The sequence below is a fragment of the Rheinheimera soli genome (assembly GCF_031457405.1).
In the GTDB taxonomy this organism is placed as follows: domain Bacteria; phylum Pseudomonadota; class Gammaproteobacteria; order Enterobacterales; family Alteromonadaceae; genus Pararheinheimera; species Pararheinheimera soli_A.
The window spans coordinates 1-12,721 of sequence record NZ_JAVDWR010000034.1; the positions used below are offsets into that span (position 1 = coordinate 1).

The 12,721-nt window shown below is 46.3% G+C and carries 5 protein-coding genes and 1 pseudogene; 4 read left to right on the top strand and 2 right to left on the bottom strand.

The features are described from left to right. The first annotated feature begins 594 nt into the window (after positions 1 to 594). From J2W69_RS20185 to J2W69_RS20195, 3 genes are all read left to right on the top strand, one after another. Positions 595 to 1,602: a hypothetical protein gene (locus J2W69_RS20185; protein ID WP_310281964.1), complete on the top strand. Its 1,008-nt coding sequence runs from the start codon at positions 595 to 597 to the stop codon at positions 1,600 to 1,602. A gap of 87 nt (positions 1,603 to 1,689) precedes the next feature. Continuing rightward, positions 1,690 to 2,840, top strand: a protein-coding gene (locus tag J2W69_RS20190; protein WP_310281966.1) for an IS3 family transposase whose coding sequence is annotated in 2 segments (ribosomal slippage) — positions 1,690 to 1,930 and positions 1,930 to 2,840 — 1,152 coding nt in all. Because the reading frame shifts where the segments join, the coding sequence is not laid out codon by codon here. Between the two features lie 48 nt (positions 2,841 to 2,888). After that, entirely contained in the window at positions 2,889 to 3,080 is a 192-nt protein-coding gene (locus J2W69_RS20195; protein ID WP_310281968.1) for a hypothetical protein, read from the top strand. A gap of 415 nt (positions 3,081 to 3,495) precedes the next feature. Here the strand turns inward: J2W69_RS20195 and J2W69_RS20200 are convergent, their stop codons facing one another. Further along, on the bottom strand, positions 3,496 to 3,879 hold the full coding sequence (locus tag J2W69_RS20200; RefSeq protein ID WP_310281972.1) for a hypothetical protein: 384 nt from the start codon (positions 3,877 to 3,879) through the stop codon (positions 3,496 to 3,498). On the opposite strand from J2W69_RS20200, the pseudogene J2W69_RS20205 reads away from it, so the two are divergent. Further along, a pseudogene (locus tag J2W69_RS20205) lies at positions 3,791 to 4,334 on the top strand (IS66 family transposase); the annotation flags it as partial. The gene J2W69_RS20200 and the pseudogene J2W69_RS20205 overlap by 89 nt on opposite strands. A gap of 296 nt (positions 4,335 to 4,630) precedes the next feature. On the opposite strand, the gene J2W69_RS20210 reads toward J2W69_RS20205, so the two are convergent. After that, entirely contained in the window at positions 4,631 to 12,709 is an 8,079-nt protein-coding gene (locus J2W69_RS20210) for an amino acid adenylation domain-containing protein (protein ID WP_405047902.1), read from the bottom strand. Positions 12,710 to 12,721: the final 12 nt, after the last annotated feature.

The window sequence follows — 12,721 nt, forward strand, 5'->3', positions numbered from 1 at the left end:
ATCAAAGCAGGGCAATTACGGTCTTAGTTCCGGTCCATGAGCTACCAACTGACTGGTAACTCAATCGATCAGAATTAAATTGAAAAGGTACTAGTGCATCAGTTAACAATTTTAAATGACGTACTATTTTGATAGCTTTTTTCTTCTAGTGTTTATTGAACTCTGTTTGAACTAAATACCTATAATAGCTAGGAGCTTACTCGTATCTTGAACATGGCCAGATCGCTGCTTTTCACTGAAAGCGGACGTTGGTGAGGCTAAATAAACCTCGGCTCTCGAAATTTTTGAGATGTTCTCGCATTGCCCATACCTTAAAAATCCGAGTGCTTTTCATACCTATTTTGAGTTACTGGCTAGTTTGTAGTGACCAGTACGACGAATGTAAAGATGTCAAATATGATGGCAAACTGCTTGGCGGCTTTGCCAATGATTTGTAGTTGCCACCGCAGGGTATCCAGCTCAAATGATTGAAGATTCGAACTTTTTTATGCTAACTTTGCAAGTATATTGAAAATTAAAAAGTGTTACTCCAACTTTAAATATAATAATTTTTTGGCTAATTTATTATACCGAAAATAAATCGATGAAGATTTCATGACTGAACCACAAGTTAATACAACAATAAAACCCCTGGTTATGGCTTTTATGCAGGATTTAATGAAGCATTACTTGGGGCCTCTTTATCACTATATTAAAGATAAACCTGAGCTAATAAAGACTGTTCCTGGATTCCTGCTCAACCATACGAAATTAATTGTATACGTAGGTAGGACTCATATAGCAGTTGAGTATACAGGGCCGGAATTTATTGATGAGTTAAAGCCAGACCGCACAATAGAGCTCCAATTTCACGATTATTCATATAAAGAGTGCAATCTTTTTGAGCAAATTATTGGATTTAAATATGACTCTACACTTGATATGAAAATGCCGCTTCCGATTTTTAGTGAAGATCTTCTTTTTCCGACTAACCGGGGATGGGATAAGCTCACTGAGTTAGGTTGGAACTTTGCGGCTCAAAACAGCATTATGGGTTTTAATATGCCAAGTCCTGAGCCAATGCATGGAAAATTCACTAGGATTGTAAATGGGATTTTTTTTGATGCAGACGACTCTGGATTAAAAAGTAGGAGAATTAAGTGGTTAGATTTTTTTCCAGTTATCTTTGATGGCTCTGATGAAAAAACGGACACCATAGGGTTCAATCTTGAAAAGATGGGTAACCTAGTTGAGCATGATGCCAACTACTCCTATCCGATTCCAGATGAATTTAAATTCGTTCAGTTACCGAAGATCAATAAATTTATCGAAAAGTGGGGAAACAAAAAAAACTCAGAAACCGATATTACTTCATATTTATCAGAACCGGAGAATGAATTCATTTTAACAATGAAGTTTGGCGCAAGTAACATTTACTCTGAACTGACTTGTCAATGGCAAAGCGAAGATAGAAAAGACATAAGGCCTGATTTCTTTGTTGTTCAACCAAACGGCTATGCAGATATTGTAGAATTTAAGCTTCCAGATATCGGTAAAAACACTGTGGTTGGATCGAGTTGCGTATTCTGCCCCAAAGTGAACACCGATTCTGATTTAAAATGAACACCTGTTCTGGTTTTATGTGAACTGATCTGATCCAGTAGTTCTGTACACCGCGCTAAGTGAGTAAAATCACATAACGAGGTGCCTATGACAACTAAAAAGAACCGCAAGACCTATACCGCAGAATTTAAAGCCGAAGCCCTGAAACTGGCCGAGCGTGTTGGCGTGGCCGAAGCAGCACGGCAGTTGAAGCTATACGAAACCCAGATTTACAACTGGCGTAATGCATCAGAGAAGAAATCCACTACCAGCCAGCGTGAAGCTGAGCTAGCGGCTGAAGTTGCTAAGTTACGTCGCCAACTGGCTGATCAGGCTGAGGATTTAGCCATCTTAAAAAAGGCCGCAACCTACTTCGCGAAAAATCAAAAGTAGCAGCATTTGAATTTATGCTGGAGCACCAACACAGGTTCCGCCTGCAACGCATGGCTGCTGTGTTTGGTGTATCGCGAAGTGGGTATTATCAGTGGCGTCGTACGGGTGAGGAACCTGGCGAGAAAGCCCAGCGGCGGACAGCGCTGGACCAAAAAATCAGGGAGGCCTTTGTTCAAGGTAAGCAACGTGATGGTGCGCGCCGCATTCAGGTCGCGTTGACTGAAAATGGCGACCATGCAGACCTGAAAACGATATTGAACAGCATGAAAAGACAAGGATTAAAAGCCAAAGCAGCCCGGAAGTTCAAGGTGACCACAGATAGCAACCATCAGCTGCCAGTGGCCCCAAATTTGCTGGAGCAGAACTTTAGTGCCGATGCACCCAACCAGAAATGGGTGGGTGATATCACCTATTTGCTAACCAATGAAGGCTGGCTGTATCTGGCGGTTATCATTGATTTGTACTCGCGAGCAGTGATTGGCTGGTCGATGAATTCGCGGATGACGGCAGAGTTGACGTGTAAAGCATTGCAAATGGCTTTACTGCGACGCGGTTCGCCAAAGGGAGTTATAGTTCACAGCGACAGAGGTAGCCAGTACTGCTCGATGGCTTACAGAAATCTGATTGAGAAACACCAGCTTATACAAAGTATGAGTAGAAAAGGTAATTGCTGGGACAATGCAGTGGCAGAGAGCTTCTTCCATACTCTGAAGGTCGAACTGCTCAAAGATGAACCGTTAACGGATCGTGTAACGCTCAAACAACAGGTATTTGAATATATTGAAGTTGATTACAACAAAACCAGAAGGCATAGTGCTATTGGCTATCTCAGCCCAGAAAACTATGAATTAAAGAAAGTAGCTTAGTGGCGTGTCCAGTGTTGCCGGATCAGATCATTACTTAAAACACATACGATGAAAAAGGGATTAGTCGCGCGTGGCGTTGATGTGTTTCCTTATTCTAAAGTAGCCAAAAAATTAGCGTCACAAGTCCAGCCGCTGCTTGATGTGGCAATTATACAAGCAACTGAAAACTTCAACGGTAAAGTTGATATCTGGAATGAATGGGCCAAAGCTAATAATGAAGAGATTCTGCTGAAGAAATAGAGCTAGCTCTGCGAATTTCAGCCTTGGAACTCATTAAGAGAAGCTCATCTCGCAGTCTTCAAGGATTTCGATTTTAAGCAGCTTCTCGGCATAGATCTCTGATGCCGAGAAATGTTGCTCACCACCATTTTACAAAAAAAATCACAGACGCATTGCTTCCACAATATTTGCGGCTGCCATTTACATATGTGCATGAAATAAACATTTAAATCATAGCCACATTTTTCTTTACAAAAAACGCTCGAACAAGCTATTTAAATGTTGAGGGCATAAGCATCATCAAAAGAAAAATAAATTGCAGCGCAACAGCATCATGCAAATGCTGCAACTACCTTTCGAACCCCAGAGCCAGGCGTCCAATTAGCAGTTGAATGTGTCCAAGTTAAATTATTCATAATAACCATTTCCGAAGGCTTCAACTTTCTAACAATTTTCCCTTTAAATAGAGAATTGAATTTAACCTATTTGGCCCGAACATCCCGGCGATTGATGCAAGAATAATAACTCCAAGACCAAACATCAAAACCATATTCCATACTTTTGGAGCTGAAGCTTCAACACCAGTGTCATAGGAGTAGTTAATACCTGAAATCGATGTTAACCAATAGCCTAAAAGTACGCCGAAAAAACCAGCGGCAGCCCAGCCCAAAATATAGATTTTTAGTATTTCTATACTGATGACTCTAACTTCCCTATTGGGGAAAAGAGCTGCAGGTTGTTGGGCACATGCGCGGCGTAAGTTTACTGAAACGCAGCAGACACAAGGCAAAGGAAAAACCAGCAAAGCCGACTGGACCATCAACCACATCCAAAAGTTGTATGCACTGGAAAGCAAACTGAAGACACAGCCGTTTGAGGTCAAACAGCAGCAACGCCAACAATTTGCCGCACCGCTCCTGAAACAACTCTGGGACTGGCTGGAAAAATCCAAAGACACCATCCCCAAAAGAAAGTCTGGTTAGCAAAGCCATCAGCTATACACAAAAGCAGTGGCCGAAGTTGATACGTTATCTGGACGGTGGCCAGCTCAACATCGACAACAACAGAGCAGAGCGAGCAGTGAAGCCCTTCGTCATCGGTCATAAAGCCTGGTTGTTTGCTAACACCAGAACCGGAGCCAGTGCTGCACTGTACGGTCAGGTCGAAACCGCCAAAATCAACGGCTTAGGGCCTTATCACTATCTGACACATCTGTTTGAACAACTGCCAACAGCGAACACCCCTGAAGCATTAGCTAAACTGCTGCCGTACTGAGCGAACAACAACCAAACCGCATTGATTTCCTTTCTCTTAGTGATCTACTGTTAGAAACAGTTATTTAGGCTAAAGTACGATCGCCTCAAAATAAACTGTCTGTTTCGGGGATCTCCTGTGCTGACACAATTAATAAAGCCAGTAGTAACATTGGGGGACTCCTCTGGGATACTGAACACTCTCGCTATGTACGAACGGCCTTATATCGCCATGATAAACAGGCACTTACACTGAAACATTAGAGCCTCAATGCTTATATCATCAGCGTCCTTTAATCATCACACCTAGCTATATGGTTACGGCACAACTTCTTCGCATAATAATACAAGCTGCTCTATAAACAATTCGTTCAATTTTTGTATCTGACTTTCCGGAAGTAGTTCAACAACGTAATCCCAGAACACCTGAAGACGATTGTTTCTAATCCTTATTTCCACTATCAAATAGTGTTTCCTTAAAGGTGGTGCATTTCGAACTATAATAGGTTTAATATCATCGCCTACGTTTTCATAGTCACTTTGTTCATCGGAATGACCAAGATAATTAAAGTTAATCTGGGGCTCTTTTAGTCCTTCGAATAAAGCCCTAATTTCTTTATCTGGATGACAGTCTCTAAGCAATCCGAAGCTTTTATCATCAGGTACTTGCTTTAACATAGTCACGATCGCATCCAGCGACTCTAGCCTTGAGTTATGGTGCGGTTTAATAATCCGAACAGGTATCAGTTCTGAGATCCAGCCTACAAAATTTGATGTATCAACACCAACCTGTTGAAACGAACGTCCATTTAAAATTAGATTAACCCGCAGGCTATTTCCATTCTTCCACACACAATAGGCATTGACAAAGCTCTCTAGCATAATGTCAAACATCCTATAACCCTCACTCAAACGAGTAAGTTCAAAGAGCTTCGCCGTCGCGTGCTCAGATAGCGTACCAATCAAAGTAGTACTGTGCCAAAAACCATCCTGAGGATAAGTATTATTAACCATATCAGCTACATCATCCGTTAATGTAGACAGCCAAAAATGCCTATTATTCAAACACTCTTCTGTTTCACAGTAATCTTTTAGATAGTGCGAATAGCTATAGTAAGATAATTCTACAGGAGGCAACTTAAGCGGCGCAGCAGATAGAAATGCTATATAGATATCATCCAGCTCTCTTAATAAAATATCAAAGGAAATCTGATCTGCAATATGGTGCTGTAAAGAGTGTATTACATGATATAAGCCTTTATTCTTATCGGCCAAATAAACACTGTAAAACACAGGTCCTTTCTCAATGGTTGCAAGGCTATATTTTTGTTTTAACTGATCAAACGCTGTCGTAATCTGCGCTTGTGGCAAGCCTGTAATATCAAAGAGGTCAAAATGGACGTCACCATCTACGGGCAGAATTTTACTAAACCAGTTTTGATCCTGATCTTGATAAAAGCGTAACCTTAAGGCGTCGTGACGTTGATGCAAAACTTGTAAAGCAGCTTTAAATAGATCTTGGTTAACAGGTTCTTGGTAATGAACGGTTTGCCGTATATACCAGGTATTTCGCGATTCATTAGAGTTTACTAGGGCATATACATGATTAGGAGTTAATGGTACGTTTACAACCTGCCCTGGTGTTGGGTTGTGCTTAATCTTTATGAGCTGTTTTGACCTATTCTCATTGCCCCTTTGTTCTGATACTTGTACTAAACTACGACTAAACATTTCTATAGTCGGATTTTCAAACAATTGTCTAACTTTAATTATATTGTTGAATTTTGATTCCATTTGTTTGCACAGCTTAATGGCCAACAGTGAATGCCCGCCTAACTCAAAAAAGTTAGCTGTCGTGCTGATACTGTTCGCGTCCAACTGTAACAACTCTGCCCAGATTGTAACCAACGTGCGCTCAATATCATTTTTCGGAGCGACATATTCCCCTTGTAGCAGGGTAGCATCCGGAGACGGCAACGCTTTTTTATCTATTTTTCCGTTGGGCGTCAGCGGCCATTGCTCTATAAATACAAACAACGCCGGTACCATGTAATCCGGCAGACTCTGCCCCATAGTGCTTTTAAGCTGCACCGTCAGCTCTGCCTGAGCGCTCTCATCTACTGACTCAACGGCCTGAATATAAGCGACCAGTTGGCGGCTTCCATCCGGCAAGGTCGGCGCCAGTACCAAAGCCGATACCACAGCATCCTGGCGGCTCAGTTGATGTTCAATTTCTCCCAGCTCAATTCTAAATCCCCTAATCTTGACCTGATTGTCAATCCGCCCGATAAACTCCAGGTTGCCATCAGGTAACCAGCGAGCCAGATCACCACTACGATACATTCGGCTGTTTTGTTTAAACGGATTTGCTATAAACTTCTTATCGGTCAGCATCGGATCATTTAGATATCCTCTCGCCAGTCCATCGCCAGCTATATATAACTCTCCATACATTCCCACAGGCGCAGGTCGTCCATTTTGGTTAAGAATGTACACTTGAGTATTAGCAACAGGTGAGCCAATAGGCAGCGAATGAAGCCCTTCATCCAATCCTTTAGCTACGCGGTAACATGCCGTAAAGGTTGTATTTTCTGTAGGTCCATAACCATTGACAAATGTGGTGGTCGGACAATCATGCAATAACTGTTTTACTGCTGACTGCGGTACCACATCACCACCAGACAGTAAAACGCGTACCTTAGAAAATTGTTTGGCATTCTCCCTGACCAGCAACTGAAACAGTCCTGAAGTTAGCCATAAAACACTGACTCCGCTGCTGTCAATTAATCTGTCTAACTGACTAATAACATCATTTCCTGCTGGCGCGATGACAAGCTTCGCTCCATTTAACAGCGCCCCCCAAATCTCAAACGTAGCCGCATCAAAAGATAACGATGACAACAGCAGCAATGTATCTTTCGGGGTGATATCAATAAAATTGGTATTAATGACCAACCGGTTGATGGCTCTGTGCTCCACCATGACACCTTTAGGCTGACCGGTAGAACCCGAGGTATAAATCAGATAGGCTAAATGATTATGCTGCCCTTTCGCACGAAATCCCCCAGTACTAACTCCCAGTTCTTCTGCTGTCTCAAAACTGAAACTATCAACTGCAATTAACTGCATTTGAGCACTCACCAGCTCACTGAGTCCACCAAGCAGTTTTTGCTGAGTCAGTATCACTGTGGTATTGGTGTCTTTTAACATATAAGACAATCGTGCCTGAGGATAATCAGGATCAAGTGGCACATAAGCCCCTCCGGCTTTGAGTACCGCAAGCATCGCAATAATCACCTCTAACGAGCGTTCAAAGTAAACCCCAACCAAGGTTTCACTCTCAACACCGGAATCCAACAAGTAACGGGCTAATTGATTCGCCCTTTCATTAAGCGCCTGATAACTTAACTGCTTACCTTCAAATTCAATCGCTATCGCATCTGGCGAACTCCCAGCCTGAGCCTCAAACAACTCATGGACACACTTGTTCTCAGGATAATCACTCTCGGTTTGATTAAAGCTATTTAGCAGCGCTTGCTCTGTTGCCGGTAATACCGACAACTCCGTCACTGGCTGCTCTGACGACTGACACAATGCATCAACCAATCGCCTGATAATCGTTTGGCTATAAGCCATCACTCTCTCAGCATCAATCGACCTGTCAATCTGAATATTCAAACCAAAGTCACTCGCCAAATCATCAACCGCCAGGGTAAACGGATAGTTGTTCCGCTCCTGCCCGCCTATGATCTCAAACTCAGCTGCCAGCCCTTGCTGCCCTGCGGCTCCTGCCTCACTTGAATGACGATAATTCAGCATCGAGGTAAACAGTGGACGGTTCGCCGCCACACCAGAAGCCCTCTGTGCCACCGTCAATGACGCCTGCTCATAAGGCAATAAATCACTCAGCGAGTGTTGCACCTGCCTGACCAGTCCTAAAGCATTCACACCACCAAGCTTCACTCGAAAAGGCAAGGTGTTGATAAACACTCCCACCGTGTTTAACACCCCCCGCGTCCCTTGCAAACGACCCGACAACACGGTCCCAAACACCACATCATCCTGATTGGCACAAGTGCCTAACAGCAACGCCCAGGCACTGTGAAATATCACCGCCGGACTGATCTGCAAGCGTTTCGCCACCGCCCGCAACTGAACACTCACCGCCTCAGGTAAACGTTCCCGCAACTCAACAATCTCACTGACATCCCCTTGGATATTGGTTAAACCAAACGGTAACGTCGGCTCACTCACATCCCCCAGTAACTGGTTGAAATAAGTCTCTGCATCATGACTCTGCTGATGCAACATATGAGCAATAAACTCACGATAAGGCATCGGCGCGACCAAATCCTCAGCCCCTCCCCGAGTATGGGCTATCACCTCTTGCTGCACTATCTCCAAGCCTACATGGTCCGTGATAAGGTGATGGAACTGCACCATGACATAGTGTGCACCAGTCCCCGCATCCACCATCACCTTCACCCCCAACAGCGGCGCCTTGGTAATGTCTAACGACTGTAACTCTGGCGCGCACAACGCCTGCATTTGACCGGCAACATCCTCATCACCCTCTGGGGTCAGCCACGTCACCGGCACACTTGCCTGCTTATACACCACCTGTACCGGCGTCTCTATCCCTGACCACACAATGGCCGTCCGCAACGCATCATGACGAGCCACCACAAACGACAACCCCGCCACAAAGCGATCAACCACCCCCTTATCCGCCATCTTAAACAACATCGGCATCACATAAGGATCTGCCTCTGCACTTAAACTGTGATGGAATAAAATGCCTTCCTGTAACGGCCCTAAAGGATAAATGTCCTGGATATTACGCGCCCCCCCAGGCACCACCGACTCAATATGCACAAGCTCCTGAGCACTGAGATTGACCAATGGCAACATCTCCGGAGTCAGCTTATCGCAATCAGCCGGAATTAAATTCGCCGGCGCAACATAATGCGCTAGCGCCACCTGACCATCAATCAACTGAGCCAGCGCAACCAGTTTCGGCGCGATAAATAAGTCTCTGACCGCCAAACTCACGCCCCGGCCCTGTAAGCCCGCAATCACCTGCATTATCAGCAGCGAATGCCCACCCAGCTCAAAGAAATTATCCTCCCGACTCACTTGCACCAGTCCCAACACCTCCTGCCAAACCTCGCTGATGGCACGCTCTGTCGGGGTCTGTGGCGCAACATAAACCCGCTGCTGTATCGCCACATCCGGTGACGGCAAGGCCCGGCGGTCCAACTTACCATTGATTGTCAATGGCAGCGCATCTAAGGTCATAATAACGGCGGGCATCATATGCTCTGGTAACTGCCCACTGACGTACGCTCTGAGCTCATCACACCAGTCTCTTTGTTGCGCCTCATTCACCGAGGCCACCACATACGCCACCAAACCTTCCTCACCAGAGGGTAACCGCGCCATCAATACTGCCACCGCCTGCACTTGGGCAAAACTATTGATGACATGTTCTATCTCTCCGGTTTCAATACGGAAGCCCCGTACCTTCACCTGATGATCCAAACGCCCCAAGTACGCCAGCTCCCCATCAGGCAGCCATCTCACCAAATCCCCCGTTTGATACAATCGTGCCGATTGGTTCGATGGCCCTGTACGATAAAACGGATTGTCAATAAAACGCGCGGCCGTCAGCTCCGGTCGATTCAAATACCCCCGAGCCAAACCATCGCCACCAATGTACAACTCACCAATGGCTCCATCAGGCAACAATTCTTTGTCCCGGCCTAATACATACAATTGAATATTCTGAATTGGCCGTCCAATCGGCATGCTGCCATATACTGCCCCCCCTTGATGACAACTAAAATAACTGACATCTATTGCCGCTTCCGTTGGACCATACAAGTTATGCAGTTCAATCTCAGGATATTGCTGCATAAAACTCTGCGCCAAGGCCAAAGGCAATGCCTCACCACTACAGAACACCTGTCTAAGTGAGCCACATCCCGCCAGACTTTGCTGCGCCATCAAACTGCTCAACATCGAAGGCACAAAATGCAGTTTGCTGATTTGACGTTCACGAATGAACTCAACCAAATATCCGGGGTCTTTATGCCCCCCAGGCCTTGCCAGCACTAACGCCGCCCCTACATGTAACGGCCAGATAAACTCCCACACCGAAACATCAAAGCTATAAGGCGTTTTCTGTAAAATCCTGTCGGTTGCTGTCGAGCCATAGGTCCGCTCCATCCAGTCAATTCGGTTAATCAGCGCCTGATGCTCGACCATCACCCCTTTGGGTTGCCCCGTCGAACCCGAGGTATAAATCACATACGCCAAATCCTTCGGTGACACCACAGGCAAGGTCACCGAAGCTTGTGTTGCCACCATCTCAGCCTCAGCGTCCAGACAAACGACCAACGCCGGTGCCGCCAAACGCGCCGCTAAGCCTGAGACCGTCAACACCGTACCTAACTGACCATCTTCCAGCATAAAGGCCAAACGTGAGGCAGGATAATCCGGATCTAACGGCACATACGCACCACCGGCTTTTAGCACCGCCAGTATCGACACCACCATGTCCACCGAGCGCTCTAAACAAATCCCCACCAAAGTACCCACCTTCACACCACGACCCAGTAGCACCCCAGCCAACTGATTCGCTGCGTGATTGAGTGCGCTGTAACTGAGCTGCTGACCTTCAAACTCTACCGCTATCGCATCCGGTGTTTTAGCTACCTGAGTCTCAAATAAGCCATGTACCGTTTGCGTGTCCGGATAAACCACCGCCGTATCATTTCTGTCCCACAGCAAGTGTCGCTGCTCCGCCGCTGACAACAAACTCAGGGCGTAACACTCACTGTCAATGTCCGCCAGTAAGGCATCAGCCGCACGCTCGTAATAACATCCCATCTGCTCAATCATGGCCGCATCAAAACGAGCCGGGTCATACACCAGCTGTAAACCCACGCCATCAACCGCTCCACCCCGCTGTAAATTCACCGTCAGACCATAGTTGGTCTGCTCAAATCCAGCCGAATCCAGCACCGACACCACCTGACCGTCGCCATGTATATCGATTTGATTAAACACATGAAAATGGGTGTAGTTAAACAGCACTTCATCAAAACCAAGCCCACTGTCCTGCGCAATTTGCGCCAGCGGATAATGACGATGAACCATGCTTTGATGATGTACCGACATCACCTGCGCTATCAGCTGACGCCAACTGCCCGGCTGCAGGGTTATCGCCATCGGCAACGAATTTAAAAATAGCCCAATAGCTTGCTCGCCACCCTCGGCTTCAGGCCGTCCATTGTGCACAACATTGGTCAGCACCTGCGCTTGTCCGCTGATGCTGTGTAACACCTTCAGATGTAACGCCTGCAACACCGCCTGAACCGGTACACCTAAGGCACCTGCTAAAGCAATCAACTTCACCGAGCGCTCATTAAAACCAGCCACTCGCAGCTGCCCATGCTCACCCTCAGCCCTCTCGGTTGCTCCAACCGCCTCCGGCAACTGCTGCCCCGGAGCCTCCGCCAACATCCTGGCAAAATAATCTCGCGCCTCTTCATTAGCTAACGCCTTCTGCTCAAGCGCAATATACTCCCGATAAATATGCTCTTGCACTAATGGCTCAGGCGTTCGCCCCTGCAGCAACTGATGATAACGGTTATACAACCTCGTACTCAATGACGCCCGGCTCCAGCCATCCAGTAACGAATGATGAAAACTCAGCGCAAATACAAAACTCTCATCTGTACGATTAAAAATATTGACCTGGAACAGCGGACCCTTCGCCCAATCAAACTCATGTCGCTGGCGCTCTTGCTGCCAATCGGCCAAATACCGCTCTTGTGCCTGCTCCGTGAAGTGCCGAATGTCCTCCACCACCAAAGGCACATCTGCCTGCCGATATACCAACTGTAATGGCCGACTGCCTGACAACTGGTAACGGGTTCTTAAAATCGGATGCGCATCCATGCAGTCTCTTAACGCCTGGGTAAATAACCCTTCATCCCAAGGACACACGACATGCTCAGCATTGATGTCATGGTACACACCGCTAAACCCCGACAACTGTGTATGGAACACCATCCCCGACTGCAACGTAGACAACGGATACGCATCTGCCACCACCGCTTCGTCTATAACCGCCCGCTCTTCCTGCGTTAACAATCCAAAGGCCACCGTCACTGCACTGACCACTGGGTCCGACGTTTGCTGCGCCACAAACTGCGCCAGCCTCGCCACCGTCTGATGCACAAACACATCGCTGATACTGACCTGAACCCCGGACCGCCTGAGCAGCGCAACTACGCGGATCGCTAATATCGAATCACCGCCAAGACTAAAGAAATTATCCTCAAGCCCCACACGCTCTACCGATAACACCTCACCCCACACTTTAGCTATCGCCTGCTCAGT